Annotated in this window: 22 protein-coding genes; 14 read left to right on the top strand and 8 right to left on the bottom strand. The window is 68.3% G+C overall.

Features of this window, described 5'->3' with window-relative positions:
* Positions 1-3: 3 nt before the first annotated feature.
* Positions 4-342, bottom strand: a complete 339-nt coding sequence (locus F5544_RS06030; protein ID WP_167472261.1) for an MspA family porin — start codon at positions 340-342, stop codon at positions 4-6.
* A gap of 179 nt (positions 343-521) precedes the next feature.
* Here F5544_RS06030 and F5544_RS06035 point away from each other — a divergent pair, with 179 nt between their 5' ends.
* The 4 genes from F5544_RS06035 to F5544_RS06050 all read left to right on the top strand — a co-directional run bounded on the left by F5544_RS06035 (position 522) and on the right by F5544_RS06050 (position 4,777).
* Positions 522-1,175 (top strand): ArsR/SmtB family transcription factor, encoded by a 654-nt coding sequence (locus F5544_RS06035; protein WP_167472262.1) that lies wholly within the window; start codon positions 522-524, stop codon positions 1,173-1,175.
* 30 nt (positions 1,176-1,205) lie between these two features.
* Entirely contained in the window at positions 1,206-2,516 is a 1,311-nt protein-coding gene (locus tag F5544_RS06040; protein WP_167472263.1) for an MFS transporter, read from the top strand.
* A 34-nt stretch (positions 2,517-2,550) separates the two neighbouring features.
* On the top strand, positions 2,551-3,918 hold the full coding sequence (locus F5544_RS06045; protein ID WP_167472264.1) for an ATP-binding protein: 1,368 nt from the start codon (positions 2,551-2,553) through the stop codon (positions 3,916-3,918).
* 223 nt (positions 3,919-4,141) lie between these two features.
* Positions 4,142-4,777 (top strand): response regulator, encoded by a 636-nt coding sequence (locus tag F5544_RS06050; protein ID WP_167479006.1) that lies wholly within the window; start codon positions 4,142-4,144, stop codon positions 4,775-4,777.
* An 18-nt stretch (positions 4,778-4,795) separates the two neighbouring features.
* On the opposite strand, the gene F5544_RS06055 is transcribed toward F5544_RS06050, so the two are convergent.
* Positions 4,796-5,911: a serine/threonine-protein kinase gene (locus F5544_RS06055; protein WP_167472265.1), complete on the bottom strand. Its 1,116-nt coding sequence runs from the start codon at positions 5,909-5,911 to the stop codon at positions 4,796-4,798.
* Between the two features lie 282 nt (positions 5,912-6,193).
* Here F5544_RS06055 and F5544_RS06060 point away from each other — a divergent pair, with 282 nt between their 5' ends.
* Positions 6,194-6,931 (top strand): hypothetical protein, encoded by a 738-nt coding sequence (locus F5544_RS06060; protein ID WP_167472266.1) that lies wholly within the window; start codon positions 6,194-6,196, stop codon positions 6,929-6,931.
* A gap of 401 nt (positions 6,932-7,332) precedes the next feature.
* Here the strand turns inward: F5544_RS06060 and F5544_RS06065 are convergent, their stop codons facing one another.
* Positions 7,333-7,557 carry a hypothetical protein gene (locus tag F5544_RS06065; protein WP_167472267.1) on the bottom strand — a complete coding sequence of 75 codons (225 nt, stop codon included), beginning with the start codon at positions 7,555-7,557 and terminating at the stop codon, positions 7,333-7,335.
* Positions 7,558-7,632: 75 nt separating this feature from the next.
* Between F5544_RS06065 and F5544_RS06070 the strand changes: the two genes are divergently transcribed.
* Positions 7,633-9,231 carry a DNA polymerase Y family protein gene (locus F5544_RS06070; protein WP_167472268.1) on the top strand — a complete coding sequence of 533 codons (1,599 nt, stop codon included), beginning with the start codon at positions 7,633-7,635 and terminating at the stop codon, positions 9,229-9,231.
* 80 nt (positions 9,232-9,311) lie between these two features.
* Here F5544_RS06070 and F5544_RS06075 read toward each other — a convergent pair whose 3' ends face one another.
* Positions 9,312-10,010, bottom strand: coding sequence for a class I SAM-dependent DNA methyltransferase (locus tag F5544_RS06075; RefSeq protein ID WP_167472269.1), 699 nt, complete (start codon positions 10,008-10,010; stop codon positions 9,312-9,314).
* Positions 10,011-10,096: 86 nt separating this feature from the next.
* Between F5544_RS06075 and F5544_RS06080 the strand changes: the two genes are divergently transcribed.
* Both F5544_RS06080 and F5544_RS06085 read left to right on the top strand, forming a co-directional pair.
* Positions 10,097-10,888, top strand: coding sequence for an alpha/beta fold hydrolase (locus tag F5544_RS06080; protein WP_167472270.1), 792 nt, complete (start codon positions 10,097-10,099; stop codon positions 10,886-10,888).
* Positions 10,889-10,902: 14 nt separating this feature from the next.
* Positions 10,903-11,811 carry a sucrase ferredoxin gene (locus F5544_RS06085; protein WP_238847109.1) on the top strand — a complete coding sequence of 303 codons (909 nt, stop codon included), beginning with the start codon at positions 10,903-10,905 and terminating at the stop codon, positions 11,809-11,811.
* Between the two features lie 25 nt (positions 11,812-11,836).
* On the opposite strand, the gene F5544_RS06090 is transcribed toward F5544_RS06085, so the two are convergent.
* Positions 11,837-12,832 carry an SDR family NAD(P)-dependent oxidoreductase gene (locus F5544_RS06090; RefSeq protein ID WP_238847110.1) on the bottom strand — a complete coding sequence of 332 codons (996 nt, stop codon included), beginning with the start codon at positions 12,830-12,832 and terminating at the stop codon, positions 11,837-11,839.
* A gap of 159 nt (positions 12,833-12,991) precedes the next feature.
* Here F5544_RS06090 and F5544_RS06095 point away from each other — a divergent pair, with 159 nt between their 5' ends.
* From F5544_RS06095 to F5544_RS06110, 4 genes are all read left to right on the top strand, one after another.
* Positions 12,992-13,465 carry a hypothetical protein gene (locus F5544_RS06095; protein WP_167472271.1) on the top strand — a complete coding sequence of 158 codons (474 nt, stop codon included), beginning with the start codon at positions 12,992-12,994 and terminating at the stop codon, positions 13,463-13,465.
* Positions 13,466-13,480: 15 nt separating this feature from the next.
* Positions 13,481-16,864: an error-prone DNA polymerase gene (locus tag F5544_RS06100; RefSeq protein WP_194252463.1), complete on the top strand. Its 3,384-nt coding sequence runs from the start codon at positions 13,481-13,483 to the stop codon at positions 16,862-16,864.
* Between the two features lie 78 nt (positions 16,865-16,942).
* Positions 16,943-17,923 carry a DUF4349 domain-containing protein gene (locus F5544_RS06105; RefSeq protein WP_238847111.1) on the top strand — a complete coding sequence of 327 codons (981 nt, stop codon included), beginning with the start codon at positions 16,943-16,945 and terminating at the stop codon, positions 17,921-17,923.
* Positions 17,877-18,110: a DUF167 domain-containing protein gene (locus F5544_RS06110; protein ID WP_225731286.1), complete on the top strand. Its 234-nt coding sequence runs from the start codon at positions 17,877-17,879 to the stop codon at positions 18,108-18,110. The genes F5544_RS06105 and F5544_RS06110 overlap by 47 nt, the downstream gene beginning before the upstream one ends.
* Here the strand turns inward: F5544_RS06110 and F5544_RS06115 are convergent.
* A complete protein-coding gene (locus F5544_RS06115) occupies positions 18,107-18,571 on the bottom strand; it encodes a tRNA (cytidine(34)-2'-O)-methyltransferase (RefSeq protein ID WP_167472272.1) in 465 nt (154 codons plus the stop codon). The two genes, F5544_RS06110 and F5544_RS06115, sit on opposite strands and share 4 nt — an antisense overlap.
* A gap of 64 nt (positions 18,572-18,635) precedes the next feature.
* Complete coding sequence (locus tag F5544_RS06120; protein WP_238847112.1) at positions 18,636-19,256, bottom strand: hypothetical protein; 621 nt, start codon at positions 19,254-19,256, stop codon at positions 18,636-18,638.
* Between the two features lie 251 nt (positions 19,257-19,507).
* On the opposite strand from F5544_RS06120, the gene F5544_RS06125 reads away from it, so the two are divergent.
* Positions 19,508-19,753, top strand: coding sequence for a DUF3017 domain-containing protein (locus tag F5544_RS06125; RefSeq protein WP_225731324.1), 246 nt, complete (start codon positions 19,508-19,510; stop codon positions 19,751-19,753).
* 22 nt (positions 19,754-19,775) lie between these two features.
* On the opposite strand, the gene F5544_RS06130 is transcribed toward F5544_RS06125, so the two are convergent.
* Positions 19,776-20,243, bottom strand: coding sequence for a nitroreductase family protein (locus tag F5544_RS06130; RefSeq protein WP_194252483.1), 468 nt, complete (start codon positions 20,241-20,243; stop codon positions 19,776-19,778).
* Between F5544_RS06130 and F5544_RS06135 the strand changes: the two genes are divergently transcribed.
* Positions 20,150-20,572, top strand: coding sequence for a winged helix-turn-helix transcriptional regulator (locus F5544_RS06135; protein ID WP_167472274.1), 423 nt, complete (start codon positions 20,150-20,152; stop codon positions 20,570-20,572). The two genes, F5544_RS06130 and F5544_RS06135, sit on opposite strands and share 94 nt — an antisense overlap.
* Positions 20,573-20,580 lie beyond the last annotated feature (8 nt).

The following is a 20,580-nucleotide window of genomic DNA, read 5'->3' on the forward strand; positions in this document are numbered from 1 at the left end:
GGGCTATTCGCGACTACAGCACGGCCGGGTCACCGACCACCGCCCCCATTCCGGTGACCGCGGGGGACTCAGCGGTGATGGTGGTGACGCCTGGATGGTCAGCGGTTCGGCGCAGTCCTCCACCTTGATATGGAAATCCTTGCTGATGATCGATCCGGTGACGCCGTCGGACAGATCCTTCTCACCGACCGCGACATCGGTGACCTTCCCCGGCTGCAGCGGCAGATCGAGCCCGATGCTGCCGCTGGCCGTCGGTCCCGCGCTCAGATCGATGCTCGGCAGCAGTGCCGCCGGGCTGAGATCGACGCCGGCGGTGGCGCTCGCACTGAAGGTCCTGCGCACCAGAAACACACCATCGCGAATCGGCTTTCCGGGTAACGAGGTGTGACTCGGCTTAGCGCCGGACTGTGGCGAAGCGTCATATCTGTCACCGAGCCGAGTGCGCCGATGGCACATAATCGCCAACAGTTCTTCGCGAAGAAGTCTTCGCGAAGAACTGTTGGCGGTTTACCGTGGCTGATATGAGTGATGCAAGCGTGGGGCCGACTGAGTCGAAATCCGATGCGGCAACGGTTGTCTTGGATGCCAAGGGGCTACGCGCGCTGGCTCATCCAGTGCGGGTGCAGGTGGTGGGTTTGCTGCGAAAGTACGGCCCAACCACCGCTACCCGTCTCGCCGAGCGGCTGGGCGTGAACTCGGGTACGGCCAGCTACCACCTGCGTCAACTCGGCGCGGCCGGGTTCGTCGAGGAGGACACCGAACGTGGCAACGCGCGGGAACGCTGGTGGCGCGCGGTATATCTGGCGACGAGGTTCGACGACCCGGAACTGGTCGAGCGAGAACCCGAGGCGGTACTGGCCTACATGCAGTCCATCGCCGCGGTCCACAGCCTTAGTGCCCAGCGAACACTGAACGAATTTCAGACCATGCCGCGCGCGTGGCAAGACGTCTTCGAGATGAGCGACTGGGCCTTGCGACTCACTCCCGCGGAGGCCATCAACCTGCAACGCGACTTGCACAACGTCATCGATCGCTATCGGCGTGATGCGCCAGAGGTGACAGCCTCTGCGCCCGACGGAGCCGAGCGAGTCAGCCTCGTCGTGCACTTGTTGCCCGAACTGGATACCGCTGCCGAGTCGGGTCCTCGGAATGCGTCGACAACGGAGACGTCCTGACCGTCGAGATCGGCCATCGCGAGTAAGGACATGAGGGCAGTAGATCCCTGCTCTCGCAAGAGGTTACGCCTGGAGGGGGATTGTTCTGTGAGTGCACTATTGCAGGCCGAGCCGTTGGCTCCCTTGCGGCACAGAAACTTTCGCAGACTCGCCACTGGTCGTCTCATGACGTACTCGGCGAACATGATGGCGCCGGTGGCGCTCGCGTTCGCGGTGCTCGACCTGACGGGCTCGACCACCGACCTGGGATACGTCGTGGGGGCACGTTCGATCACGAATGTGGCTCTGCTACTGCTCGGCGGTGTTGTCGCAGACCGCGTATCGCGGGCGGTGGTGTTGCAGGGTTCGGCTCTGGTGGCGGCATGCGTTCAGGCTGTGATCGCGGCGAGTGTGCTGCTGCATTTCGCCTCGATTCCACTGCTGGTCGGGTTGAGCGCGCTCAATGGCGCGGTGGCGGCCATGTCGTTCCCGGCCTCGGCCGCGCTGACGCCGCAAACGGTGCCGCAGGAATTGTTGCGGCAGGCGAACGCCGTCATGCGGATCACGGTCAACATCGGCTCGATCATCGGAGCCTCGCTCGGGGGCGTGCTCGTCGCGTCGTTGGGGCCGGGCTGGGGCCTAGGCTGCAACGCCGTCTTGTTCGCGGGCGCGGCGATGTTCTTCGCCGGGATCCGGATACCGGCCGCCACCGGGCAGCCTGTCGAGCACGCACATCCGCTCACCGAGCTGGCCGATGGATGGCGTGAATTCTGGTCTCGCTCATGGGTGTGGAGCGTCGTACTCCTGTGCACGGTGGTGAATGCCGTACAGGCAGGTGGTGTGCTAGTCCTCGGGCCGGTGATCGCCAACCACTCCATGGGGCGAACAGCGTGGGGTGTCGCGCTCACCGCGCAAATGGTCGGGGCGGTGGTCGGAGGGCTCATAGCAGCCAGGTCCCGGATTCATCGCATGCTCTACCTCGGGGTAGCCCTCATCCTCATGGCCGCACTACCGCTGATAGTCCTCGCCCTGGCCCCTACCGTCTTACTGCTGGCCTTCGTCATGTTCCTCAGCGGTGTAGCCCTCGAGCAAGTCACGGTCGCGTGGGATCTGTCTCTGCAGGAAAACATTCCGCCTGATCGTCTGGCCCGCGTGTATTCCTACGACGCGGTCGGATCGTTCCTGGCCCTCCCGATCGGGGAGATCGGTGCCGGAATACTCGCACAACATATCGGCAACAGCGCGACCCTGCTCGGCGGATCCGCAGCACTGGTGGCGGCCACCATCGCCACCCTGGGCAATCGCCAAGTGCGGAATCTGACCACGTCACACGATCGGGAAGATCAGGGTCTTTCCCCATAGCTGGCTGTCGGTGGGACATGCCAGTATCGAAGGCATGTATCCGTCTGCTCCCGCCTTCGAGGCCAGGGGGTTCCATGCGGCTCGCGGGTTCGGTTCCGCGGGCGCCCTGGATCCCGGGCCGAATGTGTCGCGGCTGGTGCGGCGCTCGGGGGGCCGGATCGTCGGCGGTGTCGCAGGTGGCCTCGCCGACCATCTGCGGGTCGACGTCTTCAAGGTGCGGATGGCGTTCGTCCTGCTGTCCGCGCTGGCCGGGGCGGGCATCGTCGCGTACGGCCTGCTGTGGATCTTCACACCCGGCGGCGCCGACCAGGTTCGCCCATCGGGTGAGGAGCGGCGGCAGGCGATCGGGTTGGCGCTGCTCGGGCTCGGTCTCGCGGTCGCGGTGGGCTGGGTGTTCAGCGGGACCGCCGGCGGTGTGATCGTCCCGGTCGTCGTCGTCGCGGTCGGTGCGGCCCTGGTCTGGCGCGAGTACGACACCGAGGGGCCGAAATCGCTGCTCGGCCTGCCTGCCAAGCCGACGGTGGTCACCTGGACGCGCATCATCGGCGGCGTCACGCTGATCGTGGTCGGGCTCGGCGTGATCGTGCTCGCGCAGATCGATCTGAGTTCGCTCGGGTCGGCGCTGGTGGCGGTGGCGGTCACGCTGATCGGCGGCGGTCTGCTCACGGTGCCGCTGTGGCTGCGCACCGTGCGGGCGCTGAATGCCGAACGGGCGGCCCGCATCCGCAACGAGGAGCGCGAGGAGATCGCGTCCCACCTGCACGATTCGGTACTGCAGACGCTCGCACTGATCCAGCGCCAGGCCAACGATCCGCAGGAGGTGGTCCGGCTGGCCCGCAGCCAGGAGCGCGAACTGCGCAGGTGGTTGTTCGAGGATTCCGGTCCGGCCCAGTCGAGTCTGGCGGCGGCGCTGCGCACCATCGCGGGCGAGGTGGAGGACCAGCACGGGGTGAAGGTGGCCCCGGTGACCGTCGGCGATGTGTCGATGGATGTCGGCGACACCGGATGCGGTCTGCCGAAGGAGCATTTCACGGCGCTGCTCGGCGCCACCCGCGAGGCGCTGGTGAATGCCGCCAAACATGCGGGCGTCCCGGAGATCGACCTGTTCGCCGAGGTGGAGCCGCATCAGGTGAGTATTTTCGTGCGCGACCGCGGCACCGGTTTCGATGTGTCCGCGGTGGCGTCCGACCGGCAGGGCGTCGCGAAATCCATTCACGCCAGGATCGAGCGGCGTGGTGGTTCGGTGGAGATCCTGTCCACCCCGGGCCGCGGCACCGAGGTGCGAATCTTCATGCCGCGCACCGACTCCGGCGACCAGAACGAGGTCGCCGAGGCCGCGCAGGACGAGGTGCCGGTCTCGGCCACCGCGGTCACCGAGCCGGTGCGCATCCCCGGAGAATGAGTCCGGTTTCGGCTGCTCGATGAAACAGCACGTCAGCCATTCGGCATGCGACGAAACGGCACACGACCGAGAGGCAAGGTTAAGGTGGCAGGGCAAACCAGCAGACCGATCTCGCCGGTCCATGGATAACTCGCCCGAGACTCGGCCGGATATGCGGGCCGGGTACGAAACCGGCGAGACGTCCGCGATCGGCGAGGAGACACCGAGAGGCGGGGGAACGACCGTGCGGGTCTTTCTCGTCGATGATCACGCGGTATTCCGTTCCGGGGTGCGGGCGGAATTGAGCCGGGAAACCGATATGGAGGTGGTCGGCGAGGCGGGCGGAGTCGCCGAGGCGATCGCGGGCATCAATACCGCCAAACCGGATGTCGTGCTGCTCGACGTGCACATGCCGGACGGCGGCGGCGTCGCGGTGCTGTCCGGAATCGACGACGGCCCGGTCTGTCTGGCGCTGAGCGTGTCCGATGCCGCGGAGGATGTGATCGCGGTGATCCGTGCGGGCGCCCGTGGCTATGTGACCAAGACCATCTCGGGCGCCGAACTGGCCGAGGGCATTCGGCGCGTCGCGGGCGGGGATGCGGTGTTCAGTCCGCGGCTGGCCGGTTTCGTCCTCGACTCGTTCACCGGCAGGTCACCGGCGCCGGAGCCGCCGCTGGATCCGGAACTCGATTCGCTGACCCCACGCGAACTGGAGGTGCTGCGGCTGCTCGCCCGCGGCTACACCTATCGGGAGATCGCGGAAACGCTGTTCATCTCGGTGAAGACGGTAGAAACGCACGCCTCCAACGTGTTGCGCAAAACCCAGCAGTCCAATCGGAACGCGCTCACCAGGTGGGCGCATCGACGCCGGATCGATTGACCGCGTTGATCTTTCGCATCACATCAGCGCGATGATGATCGCGATGATGATGATCAGGCCGATCAGCAGGCCGATGGCGATGGCCAGCGGCGCGTTGCTCGGTTCCTTCTGTTTGGCGCGCTGCGGCGGTGCGGCGGGGCCGGCCTGCTGATTGCGGTGCGGCCGGGGCAGCGGTGTGGTGAGCGGGCTGCGCAGGCCCGGCGCCGAATTCCGGGCCGCCCACGCCGGAATGGTGCCGTCCTCGGTGCGTACCGGGGAACCGAGAATGTACGGCCCGGTGCCGGGGCCGAAAGCGGCGGTGAGGATTTCGTCCCTGGCCTCGGCCATGGTCGGGCGGCGTTGCGGTGCGGGCTCCATCATGTGCAGCAGTGCCGCGGTGAGCACGCCGCTGCGGCTCGGCGGAATGATCTGCGCCATCGCCGCGCGCTGGACCAGGATTTCCGGATCCTCTTCGAGGCCGAACGGCGGCTGTCCCTCGATCGCGGTGTACAGCGTTGCGCCGAGCGAGAATACGTCGCTGGCTCTGGTCGGCTGCGCGCCGCGGGCGACCTCGGGGGGTAGGTACGCGGGGGTTCCGGTGATGACGCCGTCGGCCTCGTCGGCGTCGCCCGCGCCGCTGGAGATACCGAAGTCGCTGAGCTTCGCCATGCCGACGGCCGGGCCGCGGTCGGCGACCAGGATATTGCCCGGCTTGATGTCGCGGTGCACGATGCCCGCGGCGTGCGCGGCGGCCAGCGCGTCGGCGACCTGCGCGCCGATCTGGGCGACCTCGATCGGCGGCAGGATGTCCACCAGCGCCAGCGCTTTCGCGATGCTGCGCGATGGCAGATGCTCCATTACCAGCCAGGGTTCACCCGCCTCCAGCACCACGTCGTAGACGGCGATGGCGTGCTCGTGTGAGAGCTTCGCGGCGACCCGGCCCTCGTGCATGATCCGGTTGCGGATCTCGTTCGCCTCGGCTTCGCCGAGCCCGGCCGTGGAGAGCACCTGCTTGATGGCGACATCCCGATCGAGTAGGCGGTCGTGCGCGAGCCAGACCGCGCCCATACCGCCACCGCCGATCTTGGATTGCAGACGGTAGCGGCCGGCCACCAGATAGTCGGGGCCGACGATGGGACGGGGGCGATCGATCATGGGAGCAGAGTATCCGAATTCGGTGGTAGCTGGCCTGATTCGAGTCGACAGTGTGCCGGTGCCGGACAGCGCATTTCACACTTTCGCCGTCGCGGGGGAGCGCGGGTGCGACGGTACCCGTTATGGGTGCTCTTGACGGATTCCGGGGGTGGGTTTTCACTGAGGTCAAGTCGAACGTATATTCGATAAGGATCGATAGCTGGATCGGTGCTGGCTTCCCTTTCGGTGGGGCAGCTCCGCGTGCTTCGCCCCGGGTTCCATCGTGGGAAGTAGGTGGTAGGGATGGGTTCGGATGCGGAATTGCCCAAGCCGACACTGGATGAGCTGCGCGGCAGGATCGCGGCGATACCCGCGCGTGGCGAATCGTCGGCTGCCGGGGCCCCGGCGGCGGATGGGCCGCGCCGGGAGCCGCTGCCCGTCCCCGCCGCGCTTGCCGAATTGTTGCCGGTGGGCGGGTTGGCGCGTGGATCCGTCGTCTCCTACACCGGGGCGAGCTCACTGCTCGCTGGGTTGCTCGCCACCGTGACCGGCACCGGCGGGTACGCCGCGCTGGTCGGGGTGCCCCGGCTCGGGTTGCTCGCCGCGGTGGAAATGGGGGCCCGGCTGGAGCGGCTCGCGGTGGTCGCCGATCCCGGTCCGGATCCGGTGGCGGTGACCGCCGTATTGCTCGACGGCATCGATCTGATCGTGCTCGGACTCGGCGGCGCCGCGGTGCCGCCGTCCCGCGCCAAGGTGATCGCCGCGCGCGCCCGCAGCAGAGGCGCGACCCTGGTGGTCACCGACGGCCGCTGGGACAATCCCGCGCTGCGGCTCAGCGCCCGCATCGCCGGCTATGGCGGACTCGGCGCAGGCTCGGGGCGATTGCGTTCGGTCAGCCTCGACGTCGAGGCCCGCGGGAAGGCGGGCCCGCCCCGGCGCGGCCGAATCGACCTGCGCCCCAACGCCGGTCGCGTGGAATGGGTACGGCTGGACGCGATCACCTCGGTTCCGGATGCGACAACCGATGCCGCCGTCTCCTGAGTGCAGCGCGGCCCCACCCGTCGCGGCCCGACTGCGTTGTCGCCGTAGCCGATACGACTCCGGTATCGGTTACTTGCCGGGCGTCGAGTCGGGCCGCAAAGGTATTCGCCCGGGCTTCGATGCCGGGCTCAGGGCATGCGGCGCAATCCGATTCGCCGCCGCCTGGCCGCGTTGTCGTCGCAGTCGACACGACCCCGGTGTCGGTTACTTGCCGGGTGTCGAACCGGGCCGCGGCGGCAGGCCGGACTTCGGGGCCGGGCTGAGACCTTGCGGCGCAGTCGGATCCGTCGCGGTTTGGTTCGTCGCCTGGCCGCGTTGTCGCAGTCGATACGACCCCGGTGTCGGCCCCTTGTCAGGCGCCGAGCTGGGCTGCGGCGGCAGGCTGGGCTTCGAGACCGGGCTCAGGCTGGTGAGCGGCGGTCGCGGGGGCGGCGGCGGCCGGGGTTGGCCTCCGCGAGATGTTCCAGGTGGTGGCGGCGGTTGTCAGGTTCGGGTTGCTGCGGTGCGGCCGGAGTTGTGCCGTGGCGGTACAGGTTGGCTTCGGCGATTCGGTCCAGGTGATGGCGTTCGCCGCGGCGGGGTTGGCCCGCCGAACGGCGCCGCTGGTTGTCGGTGTCGGTGTACACGGCCGTCGATCTTATTGTGCGCGCGCCGGTTTGGCGCAGAAAGTCCGGTTCGATCGGCCGGTGTCGTGCATGCGTATGGCGCGACGGGTTGATTCGGCCCTGGGTCCGGCGCGGGTGCTGGCGCTGTGGTGCCAGGACTGGGCCGCGGTGGCGGCGGCCGCGGTCGCCGAGGTGCCCGCGACGCGGCCGGTGGCGGTGCTCGCCGCGAATCGGGTGGTCGAATGTTCGGCGATCGCAAGGGGTGATGGGGTCCGGATCGGGCTGACCCGCCGCGAGGCGCAGTCGCGATGTCCGGAACTCATACTGGCACAGGCGGATCCGGATCGGGACGCGCGATTGTTCGAACCGGTGGTCGCGGCTGTCGACGCGACGGTGCCCGGAGTCGAGGTGCTGCGTCCCGGACTGTTGATCCTGAACGCGCGCGGCGCGGCACGGTTTTTCGGTTCCGAGGCGGCCGCGGCGGAGCGGCTGGTGGACGCGGTGGCCGCGGTCGGGGTCGAGGCGCAGATCGGCATCGCCGACGCGCTGTCCACCGCGGTGCTCGCGGCCCGGCGGGCGGCGCTGGTCCCGCCCGGCGGTGGCGCCGAATATCTTGCGCCGCTGCCGATCCGGGAGCTGGCGGTGGAGCCGAGCCTGGCCGCGCCGGAGCGAGCCGAGCTGGTGGATCTGTTGGACCGCTTGGGTTTACGCCGCATCGGCGACTTCGCCCGGCTGACCCCGGCCGAGGTGGCGTCGCGCTTCGGCGCCGATGCCGTGCTGGCCCACCGCTGTGCCCGCGCGCTGCCGGAGCGTCCGGTGTCCGCGCGCCCGGTGCCGCCGGATCTGGCCGTCGAATATCCCTGCGATCCGCCCATCGAGCGGGTCGACGCGGCCGCCTTTGCCGGACGGCTGCTCGCCACCGAACTGCACGCGCGGCTGTCCGCCGCGTCGGTGGCCTGCACCCGTCTCGCGGTGATCGCGAAAACCGAGGCAGGCGAAGAGCTTTCGCGTATCTGGCGATGCGCCGAACCGTTGACCCCAGCGGGCACGGCCGATCGGGTGCGCTGGCAGTTGGATGGTTGGCTCACCCGCCGCACGGGCGCCCGGCCCACCGGACCGATCACCGTGCTGCGGCTGGAGCCGGTCGAGGTGGTGGCCGCCGGGGCACTACAGCTCGGCCTGTGGGGCGATGTCGGCGAGACCGAGGAGCGGTTCCGCCGGGTGTTGGTCCGGGTGCAGGGTCTGCTGGGCGGGGAGGCGGTACGGCTCGGCGTGCTCAGCGGCGGGCGGGGCCCGGCCGAACGCATCACCATGGTCGCACTCGGTGACGAGCCGGTCCCGGCCGCCGATCCGGCGCTGCCGTGGCCGGGACAATTGCCGCAGCCCGCCCCCGCGGTGATCCTGTTGAACCGCCCGCCGGTCCGGTTGGTCGATGCGGCGGCCGCCGATGTCCACGTCACCGAGCGGGGACTGTTCAGCGCGGACCCCGCCCGATTGCACTGGGGCAGCAGACAATGGCGCCTGGACGGCTGGGCGGGCCCGTGGCCGGTCGACGAGCGTTGGTGGACACCGGAATCCGCCGACGCGTTCATCGCCCGTGCGCAGGTGCGACTCGCGGCCGAACCCGCCGACATGCGCGTCCTGCTGCTCAGCTACCGCGGCGGTTCCTGGTATGTGGAGGGCATCTACGCCTGATGTGCGCTGTCCTGTCGAACTCCTGCGCGCGGGGCTCGCCCGGCGGATAGTTGAGATCGTGCACGGCTCAACAAGGTTCGCTACGGTCGCGACCACACCAACGCCATGCTGAAGGGCTGGCCGAGCAGCTCACCCCACTTGGGCTTGCGCGTCAACCAGCTCTCTTCGACGACATTCTCCGCGATCTCGGTCAGCGTCCAGCCGGAATCCATTGCCGCGGTGAGGTGTTCGCTGATCAGATGCAGGTGGGTGCTGATCGCGACCGGTTCGCCGGAGCGCGCGGTGTAGTGCGTCGGCATCCCGGTCACCATGATGAATTGCGGGTGGAAGCAGACCATCACGCATTTCCCGCCCGGCGCGGCGATCCGGAATGCCTCGGCGTAGAAGGGTTTCAGGTCGGGCAGGTGCTCGTCGATCAGCGAAGCGATCACCAGATCGTATGTGCCGCTCGATAATCCGGTGTCACGAACATCGGCCTGGGTGAGTGTTTCGTGTACGCCGCGCTCCTTTGCCAGCGCCAGCATGCCCGCGCTCGCGTCGATGCCGTCGATGCGAGCGACGCCGTGCCCGCGCAACCAGCTCCCGGTGCGCCCCGTCCCGCAGCCGAGGTCGGCGGCCCGCCCGACGCCCGCCCAGTCCGGGGTGCGCAGGCGGTCGAGCAGCGCCAGGTCCATTTCGTCCATGACGGTCTGCTCATAGGTCGGCGCCCACCCGTCGTACCCGGTGGCGACGTCGACGATCGGGTAATTGCGGCGGTCGAAATCGGCGAAAGACGGCATGCGCCGAGTCTTTCGTGAACCCGTCGCCGGATGCCACCCAATAAACCGCTCGGCAGTGATCCGCGTGACAACTTGCCCGAACCGGCATGACCGGCAAAGTACCCTCGAAGATCGTGGATCTGACAACGGCCAGGGTGGAGCTGGACGGGGTGCATATCGCTTACCGCGATTCCGCCCCGGCGCACCGCCATGCCGCCGACCTGCCGCCGGTGCTGCTGGTGCACGGCATGGGCGGGGACGGATACACCTGGGACCGGTTCGCGCACACCCTCGTCAAGCGGGGGCGGCGGGTGATCGTCCCGGATCTGCGCGGGCACGGCCGCAGCGCGCACACCGATTCCTACCGATTCGAGGAATTCGGCACCGACCTGTGCAAACTCTGCGACCGGTTGGAGCTGTCCAGGGTCGATCTGGTCGGACATTCGCTGGGCGGCTACGCCGTCTCGTGCGTGGCGCAGGAGCGTCCCGGGCTGGTGCGCAGGCTGGTCATCGAGGAATGTCCGCTGCCGCTGCGCTCCGGCGTCGAGGAGCTCACGCTGACCCGCCGTTTCCCGACCGTTCCCGAGCTCTGGCACGCCGCGACCAGCGTGCTGCGGCACCCGCGCGCCGTGCTTGCCTTCGACCGGTCGATGACCGGGACCGCGCTGGAGCAGTTCCGCAAACCCAATCCGGAGTGGTGGGATCGCCTGCCCGATATCACCGCACCCACCCTGGTGTTGCGTGGCGGCCCCGGCGGCATGGTCGACCCGGAGAAGCTGGCGGTGTTCTGCGAGGCCGTTGCCGACTGCTCGGTCACCGCCTTCACCTGCGGCCACAGCATCCATCGCGACCGGCACCGGGAATTCGAGGCCGCGGTGCTGCCGTTCCTGGCCGGGTGAGTGGAGAGTTCGGCATGAGTTTCGCGGGGATGCCGTGTTCGGTGGCGGCCGCGGTGGATATCCCGTTGCCCGGCACCGCGACTCAGGTCACCGGCTGGCTGTGTGTCGAGCAGCCGGGCGCCTGGGGGCGCGATGTGATCGGTGACGAGGTGCTCGGCCCCGAGCTGACCGCCGAGCTGGCGGTGCGCACCAAGGCGGCGCGGGTGCGGCCGACGCTGATCCGCCGTCCCGGGCGCAACGAATTCACCGGTGCCAGAACGGTTTTGCTCGCCAGCACGGGGCCGGAGGGCTCCTGGTGCGAGCGTTTGGAGATCACCGACCTGAAGCAGCTGCTCGATCTGGATCTGCATGCGGTGGCCGGCCCGCCGCCGAATATCGGTGTGCGCGTTACCGATCCGCTGGTGCTGGTGTGCGCGCACGGCAAACGCGACCAGTGCTGCGCGCGTTACGGCCGTCCGATCGCCGCCGCGCTGGCCGCCGATTTCCCGGATCGGGTCTGGGAGTGCTCGCACACCGGCGGGCACCGCTTCGCGCCCGCGGTGGTGCTGCTGCCGTCCGGCCTGACCTACGGGCGCGTCGACGCCGCCGCGGCAATGGAATTGGTGGACGCGGCCGATCGCGGCGCGGTGTCGCTGCGTGGTCTACGCGGGCGCAGCTGCTACCGGCCGCTCGAGCAGCTCGCCGAAGTCGCGGTGCGCGAACGGGTTCCGGCGGGTGTCGACGACCTCACGGTGCGGCCGGAAATCGATTCTCCCGCAGCGGATCCCGATTTCGCCGGAGCCGCGATCGTGACCCACCGTGACGGCAGGCGCTGGCGGGTGACCGCCAGGATGGTCGCCTATGCCCCGCGTCAAGCCAGTTGCGGCGCGGCCGCGAAACCGGCCACCGGGCTGGTGGTCGACGAGGTGCGTGCGCTCCGGTAGCGCGACCGTAAGACGATGCGGTTGCTCACCAATGGGTGCCGGGCACCCAGCGGGCCGCACGGCGCAGCGCGGTGCCCGCGGCCCGTGCGGCGGTCGACTGAGTGCGTGGCTTCGGTTGGTAGACAACGGATTCCGGCTCGTCCTCGACGACTTCGCCCTTCGCGGCGGGTGAATCGGGGAGGGCGCGGTAGTACCGGTGCAGGATGCGGTCGCGCAGCTTGGGCGTGAGCAGCGCGCCGTATTCGGCGACGGTGCCCAGCGGGACATCGATGCGCTTGGGGCGCTCGATGAGGGCGCGCACGATGGTGGCCGCCGCCCATTCGGGGGATTCGGCCGGACCCTGCTTGCCGCTCGGCGTGATCATCGGGGTGCGCACCAGCGGCATGTGGATGGTGGTGAAGGTGACGCCGTCGGCCATCGTCTCCACCGCCGCCACCTCGGTGAACTTGTCCAGCGCCGCCTTGCTGGCCAGATAGGCGGAGAAGCGTGGGGTGGCCACCTGCACGCCCGCGCTGGAAATATTGACGATGTGGCCGAATTTGCGTTCGCGCATCTGCGGCAGCAGCGCGAGCGTCAGCCGCAGCGCGCCGAAGTAGTTCACCGCCATGGTGCGCTCGTAGTCGTGCAGCCGGTCGGTGGAGCGGTGGATGGCGCGCCGGATGGACCGGCCCGCGTTGTTCACCAGCATGTCGACGTGATCATGTTCGGCGAGAACGGTTTTGACGACCTCGTCGACGGAATCGGAGTCGGTGATATCGCACTGGTAGCCGTAGGCGGTGCCGCCCGCGGCCCTGATCTCCTCGACGACGGCGTTCAGCTCGTCGGCGCGGCGCGCGAGCAGGAAGACGATGGCGCCCTTGTCCGCGACGGCGAGTGCGGCCGCCCGGCCGATGCCGGAGGAGGCGCCCGTGATGAGCACGTGCCGTCCGGTCAGGTCGCGATTGCGGCGGTTACGTCCCGGTACGCCCGCCATCGCGAAGCGATTCGATGAGGGGCGGTGGCCGGGTGACGGGTTGGCCATCGGTGCTCCTTTGCGTCGATAACGACCACGAACTTACTCTGAAGTAAGTTTACCCGCCAAGTGCGTTTCGTCACCTCGAGGGTCATCGGGTGTCGCCCCCGGGGAGCTCGCCGCGCCGGCCTCTCGTGTCGCTCGAACATATGTGCGATACTCTGCGCCATGGCGGAGGATCGGATGGCGGACATCTTTGCCGCGGTGCGGCTCGGCGGTGAGAATCCAGAGGCGGCGCGCCGGGCGCTGCAGGCTCTCTGGGACGACCTCGAACGCGGCGGTGATCCCTTGCAGCGCTGCGTGATCGCGCATCATCTCGCCAATCTGCAGGACTCCGCCGAGGTGGCGCTGCGCTGGGATCAGCGGGCGCTCGGCGCGATATTCGGCCCCGGCGTCCCGCTCGACGAGGGCATGCGTGGCTTCCTGCCCGCGCTCTATCTCAACCTGGCCGACAGCCACCGGCGCGTCGGCGAATTCGACATGGCCAGAATGCAATCGACGATCGCACGGGGTCATCTCGACGTGCTCGCCGACGACGCGTACGGCGCGCTGATCCGGGCCAGGCTGGACCGGGTCGAGGCCGCGCTCGCCGCGGGCTCCACCGACCGGCTGCCCGCCGATCTGCTCGGCCGCCGCTGCTGAGGATCCGGGGCTGCGATGGGCTGGGGCAACGGGCCGCCGAGTTGGTCGGAGATGGAGCGGGTGCTGTCGGGCCGGCCGGGCCGCGCCGATCCGGGCGACGGCGGAGACAGCCCGGCGTGGTCGCGCAAGCGGGGTGAGTACGTCGTCGAGCGCCCGGCCCGGCCCGACGGGCCCGTTGTGCCGTACGCCGAACTGCACGCGCATTCGGCCTACAGCTTCCTCGACGGGGCGAGTCAGCCGGAGGAACTGGTCGAGGAGGCGGTGCGGCTCGGATTGACCGCGATAGCGCTCACCGATCACGACGGTTTCTACGGAACGGTGCGCTTCGCCGAGGCGGCCAGGGAGTGGAAGATGCCGACGGTATTCGGTTCGGAGCTTTCGCTCGGCACCGGTGACGACCCGAAAGAGCTTGGGCGAGTGAGGGGTTCGGCCAAGCAGTCGGGTGAGTGGAATTCCGGGGCCCATGCGACGGCCCCGGATTCCGCCCCGCGCACCGGCGCCCCCGACCCGGCGGGCCCGCATCTGCTGGTGCTCGCGCGCGGCCAGGAGGGCTATCGCAGGCTCTCCCGCGAGATCGCCGCCGCGCATATGGCCGCGGGCGAGAAGGGCATCCTCCGCTACGACATCGACGAGCTCACCGCGGCGGCGGGCGGGCACTGGCAGATCCTCACCGGATGCCGGAAAGGTCATGTGCGCCAAGCGCTTCAGCGCGATCTGGCGGCAGGCCGGACGCGTCTGCCCCGGGCCGAGGCGGCGCTGCGCGACCTGATCGAGCGCTTCGGCGCCGACCGGGTGAGCGTCGAGCTCACCCACCACGGCGTCGCGGAGGACGATGAGCGCAACGCCCACCTCATCGCGCTGGCCGATCGTCTCGGATTGCCCGTACTCGCCACCACCGGAGCGCATTTCGCCGCGCCGGGGCAGCGCCGCAGGGCCATGGCGCTGGCCGCCATCCGGGCCAGGAGCAGCCTGGACGATATCGCGGGCTGGCTGGCGCCCGCCGGTGGCGCGCATCTGCGTTCCGGCGCGGAAATGGCCCGGCTGTTCGCCGCCTGCCCACGCGCGGTCGCGAACGCGGTCACCCTGGCCGAGGAGTGCGCGTTCGATCTGAAGTTGATCGCGCCGGAGCTGCCGCCGTTCGAGGTGCCCGATGGATACGACGAAAGGTCTTGGCTGCGTGCGCTCACCATGAAGGGCGCGGCCGACCGCTATGGCCCGCCCGAGGGAAATCCCAAGGCGTACAGGCAGATCGAGCACGAGCTCGCGGTGATCGAGCAGCGGAACTTCCCCGGCTATTTCCTGGTGGTGCACGATATCGTCAGCTTCTGCCGGGAGCAGAACATCCTGTGCCAGGGCCGGGGTTCGGCGGCGAATTCGGCGGTCTGCTACGCCATCGGCATCACCAATGTCGATCCGGTCGCCGCCAATTTGCTTTTCGAGCGCTTTCTCTCCCCGGAGCGCGACGGGCCACCGGATATCGATGTCGATATCGAATCCGATCGCCGCGAGGAGGCGATCCAGCACGTCTACGCCAAATATGGACGCGAGCACGCCGCGCAGGTGGCCAATGTGATCACCTATCGCGGTAAGTCGGCGGTCCGCGATGCCGCACGGGCGCTGGGGTTTTCACCGGGGCAGCAGGACGCCTGGAGTAAGCAGGTGAGTCGCTGGACCGGTGTCGGCGCCGAATCCGGTACCGACATCCCGGCTGAGGTGCTTCAGCTGGCCGCCGAAATCGAAGGATTGCCAAGGCATCTGGGTATTCACTCGGGCGGCATGGTGATCTGCGACCGGCCCATCGCCGATGTCTGCCCGGTCGAGTGGGCCCGCATGCCCGGCCGCAGTGTGTTGCAGTGGGATAAAGATGATTGCGCCGCAATAGATCTGGTGAAATTCGACCTGCTCGGCCTCGGCATGCTCTCCGCACTGCACTACATGATCGATCTGGTGCGCGAGCACAAAGGGAAGACGGTCGAACTGCACAAGCTCGATCTCCAGGAGGCGGCCGTCTACGAAATGCTCTCCCGCGCCGACTCGGTGGGCGTTTTCCAGGTCGAGTCGCGGGCGCAGATGGCGACGCTGCCCCGGCTGAAACCCCGCGAGTTCTACGACCTGGTGGTGGAGGTGGCGCTGATCCGGCCCGGACCCATCCAAGGCGGTTCGGTGCACCCATATATCCGGCGGCGCAACGGGAAAGAGAAATGGGAACACGACCATCCCGCCCTGAAGAATTCGCTCGACCGCACCTACGGCGTGCCGCTGTTCCAGGAACAACTCATGCAGATGGCCGTCGACGTCGCCGGTTTCACCGCCGCCGAGGCCGATCAACTGCGCCGCGCAATGGGCTCCAAACGCTCGCCCGAACGCATGGAACGGTTGAAAGACCGGCTCTACCAAGGCATGCGGGAGCGGCACGGCATCACCGGCGACCTCGCCGACCGCATATACGAGAAGCTCTACGCGTTCGCGAATTTCGGTTTCCCGGAAAGCCATTCGCAGAGCTTCGCCTCGATCGTGTTCTATTCGGCCTGGTTCAAACTGCATCACCCGGCGGCATTCTGCGCCGGGCTGTTGCGGGCACAGCCGATGGGTTTCTACTCGCCGCAGTCGTTGGTCGCCGACGCCCGCAGGCACGGGGTCGCGGTGCACGGACCGGATATCAACGCCAGCCTCGCCGATGCGACATTGGAGCGGCACGGCGCCGAGGTCCGGCTCGGGCTGGCCGCGATCCGGCATATCGGGCCGGAGCTCGCCGAAAAGATCGTCACCGCAAGGGAATCCGGACCATACACCTCCTTCCTCGAGCTCACCGGACGGGTGGAACTCACCGTCGCGCAGGCCGAGGCGCTGGCAACGGCGGGCGCGCTCGGCAGCCTTGGCATCACCCGTCGCGAGGCCCTCTGGGCCGCCGGGGCCGCGGCAGGGGAGCGCCCGGATCGCCTGCCCGGCACCGGCGCCGCCACCGCGGCGCCCGCACTGCCCGGCATGACCGAGCTGGAACTCGCCGCCGCCGACGTGTGGGCCACCGGTGTATCGCCGGGCAGTTATCCCACCGAATTCCTGCGGCCGCAACTGGATGCGCTCGGCGTCGTCCCGGCGGCCGGTCTGCTCGACGTCCCCGACGGTTCCCGGGTACTGGTCGGCGGGGCGGTCACCCACCGGCAGCGGCCCGCGACCGCAGGCGGGGTCACCTTCCTGAACCTGGAGGACGAGACAGGGATGGTGAACGTCGTCTGCTCGGTCGGCCTGTGGACCCGCTACCGGCGTGTCGCCCAGGGCGCGCCCGCCCTGCTGATCCGCGGCCGGGTACAGAACGCCGAGGGCGCGGTCAGCGTCGTCGCCGAATATCTGCAGCGCATGGATCTGCGGGTGGAATCGAAGTCGCGCGACTTCCGGTGATTTAAGGAATCGTTAGAGACCATCTAGGGATGGGTTAGGTGCGGCTTTTCCCGGCTGAGCAGCGCTTACGCTGCGAGCATGCGAAGGCTGACGGTTATTTTCGTAGGGATCTCGGTTATGGCCGCGCTTGTCGCCTGCGGTAGCAACACCGCCAGCGACAAGCCGAAGTCCACTGTCTCGGGGACGTTCGCACCGGCCGCACCCGCGCCGGGCATGCTGGATCAGCGCTCAGGGCCGGTTGGTAAGAACGCGCCGGACGTCGTCACAGACCGCAAGGAGGTGATCACCGGCACGGTCGACATCACCGCCGAGCACCCGATCGACGCGGCACAGCAGATCGCCGATCGGGTGCGGGATGCGGGCGGCCGGGTCGACAGCCGGACCGAACAACCCGGCGCCGACGACAAACCGGCGCAGGCGACGTTGACCGTGCGGGTGCCCGCCGACCAGACCGACAAATTCATCACCGGACTCGACGGCGTCGGCAAGGTCACCAAGGTGAGCACCAACCGTGACGACGTCACCATGCGCTGGGAGGATCTCGACGCGCGCATCAAGGCGCTGCAGGCCTCGGTGGACCGGTTGCGCGGGCTCATCGCCGGCGCGACCAACACCGCCGATCTGATCGCCGCCGAGAACGCGCTGTCGGGCAGGCAGGGTGAGCTCGACAGCCTCACCGCGCAGAAGAAGCACCTCGACGACGAGATCGCGCTCTCCACGCTGACCATCGAAATTACAAGTAAGGCAAAGAGTTCCGGCGCCGACAACTTCGGCGACGGGATCGTTTCCGGCTGGCATTCGCTGGTGAACTGGCTGAAGGACGCGGTGGTGTTCACCGGTAAGGCGATTCCGTGGCTCGGCTTCCTCGGCGTGCTCGCGGCACTGGTGCTCGCGATCGTGCGTGGGGTGCGGCGGTGGCGCGGGAAGTCTCGTTCGGGACAATCGGCGGTGGAAAAGCCGGAGGTTGCGAAGCAGGCCGTTCCGGCGGGAGCGTCCGAGACAGGAGAAGCCGGTGCCGCCGACGGTAGTGCGGGCAACGATCAAACCGAACAGCCGTAAGGGTCCGCTCGTCGAAACCCTCGACGACGGCACCCTGCAGCTGTACGTGCGGGCGCCCGCCGTCGAGGGCAAGGCGAACAAGGCGGCGATCGAACTGCTCGCCGCGCATTTCGGGGTCGCGAAGAGCGCGGTCCGGTTGGCGGCGGGAGCGAGTTCCCGATTCAAACGGTTCGAAGTGGAAATTTAGATGCCGCCGGGGAAGCCGAGCTGTCGCCACGCTTCGTAGACGGTGACCGCGGCGGCATTCGACAGGTTCATCGAGCGACGGCCCGGCAACATCGGGATGCGCAGCTGCTCGGTGATGTGCGGGTCGTCGAGCACCTGCCGCGGCAGCCCGGTGGGTTCGGTTCCGAACAGCAGTACGTCCCCCGGCCGGTAGGCGATATCGGTGTACCGCACCGTGGCCTGCGTCGTGAACGCGAACACCCGCTCCGGCCGCAGCTTTTCCCAAGCGGCAATGAGACTTTCGTGCACCGTCACCGAGGCCAGGTCGTGATAGTCCAACCCGGCCCTGCGCAGCTTCGACTCCGACAGATCGAACCCCAGCGGCTCGATCAGATGCAACTCACACCCGGTCCCCGCCACCAACCGAATCGCATTCCCGGTATTCGGCGGAATCACCGGCTCGTGAAACATCAAATGGAACACGGATGGTAGTTAACCAGGACGTTTTCGAGTACCGCCGACAGCCTCGGTCGACCGGCCGGGTGGGTCAGAAGAGGGATTGGGCTTCGGCGGCGAGGGTGAAGCCGTGGCCGCCTATGTCGCAGCGGACGCCGGTGCGTAGGGAGGTGCATGCGGCGCCGCGGACGATGATGGTGGCGTCGTAGGGGAGGACCTTGCCGCCGCCCTTTGTGCCGCCGTCTAGCGGCTGGCCTACGTAGAGGCCCTGATTGAGGCATCTGAATTTGGGTGTGGTGCCGGTGATTTCGGCGGCGACCTCGCGGTCGGGGCGGGTGCCGCAGTCGGCCAGTTCCGGCGGGACCGACGTGGCCTGCGCCAGCTGACAGCCCACCGTCGCTCCGCCCTGAACGTTGAACCCGCACAGGATGTTTCCGCTCGGCGACTGGAAGTAGAACGCCTGGCCCTGCTGGTAGTCGCGGGCGTCGACGGTCGCGTCGTTCTTGGTCGGCAAGGTGGTCGAAACCTTCTGTGGGGCAGCGTTTTCGGTCGTCCGGTTACCGGCGGATGCCGCGGCGGTCGTGTTCGCGGTACCGGTCGGCTTCCCGCCGTCGGTGGTCCCGCTGTCATTGCAGCCCACCAGACCACCCACCGCGAGCACCGCCGCGGCCGCGACCAGGATCGTTCGCATATTCGCCTCACCCTCACTCAACCGGGCACCTGGCCGTCGCCGAGTACCTCCGCCTGTCATCCGGCGAATGCGCGATCGGTGCGCACCGCACAGCAAGAAACTGGCAATTCGCACACTAACCGTAGCCCGGTATCGGCGGCAGGACCTGGATTCCTTCGGCAATGTGTTCATCGCTAGCCCGGGCGTACACCGGCGTCTGCAAGAATCGTGGGGTGACCGACGTCGAAAAGGGTGCGCCTGTCTGGCGGCAGTTCCTGCGGTGCCATCTGCCGATGCTGGTGGTGACGGTGGTCATCGTATTGGCGGTGATCCTGGTCGCCTCGGATCGGTGGCGCCGCGGCGCGCTGTTCTTCGGGGGCGCGACGCTGCTCGCCGCCGCATTCCGGCTCTGCCTGCCCACCGACCGGGTCGGTTTGCTGGCGGTGCGCAGCAAACCGTTCGATGTCGGCGCGCTGACCCTGCTGGGCACCGCGATAGTGCTGATCGCCTACACCGTCAACCCGCTCGGCGTGGCCTGAAAACCCAAGGTCCGCAGGCGATTCAGGCACCATAGCGCTCGGTGAACACAGTGCGTGCCAGTGGGCGGCGCCCGGGATGCGGCGGGACGCGGTCGCCGTAGCCGACGGTAACCAGTACCGCGATCGCCAGGTCGGCCTGGTCACCGATGCCGATGGCCCGTTTGACCAGGTCCGGATTCCAGCCGTTCATCGGCGCCGAGGCCAGTCCGAGTCCGGTGGCCGCGAGCATGCTGTAGGTGGCCGCGATCATGGCGTTTTTCACCGCGTTCTCCCGGAGCAGGCCGCGTTCGCGCAGCGCGTGGAATTCCGCCCGCGATTCGAACAGCGCGGTGAATTCGGCGTTCCATGCGCCGTTGCGCCCGGCCAGCTCCGCGATATCGGAGTTGCTCGCCTGCCATGCCGCCAGATCGGCGACGAAGACCAGCACCACCGGCGCCTCCAGCGGCTGGGATTGTCCGAAAGCGGCCTCCGACAGCGCCTTTCGGGCCAAAATGCCCCACTCGCCAGATTCTCGACCACGTCGCGGGCAAATGGACGGTGCTGATCGTCGACGCGCTCGCCGAGGGCGTCATGCGCTATACCGATCTGCATCGCCGCATCGACGGCGTATCGCAGAAGATGCTCACGCAGACGCTGCGTCAGTTGGAGGTGGACGGATTCGTAACGCGCACAGTGCATCCCACCGTACCGCCGCGGGTCGAATACGCCCTCACCGAGCTCGGCCACGGTCTGCGCGTCCCCATCGCGGCCCTTCGCGAGTGGATAGAGACGAATATCAACGAGATCGAGGCGGCTCGCCGCGCGGCGGCGGAGTCCTAGAACTATTG

The organism is Nocardia arthritidis (assembly GCF_011801145.1).
Classification (GTDB): Bacteria; Actinomycetota; Actinomycetes; order Mycobacteriales; family Mycobacteriaceae; genus Nocardia; species Nocardia arthritidis_A.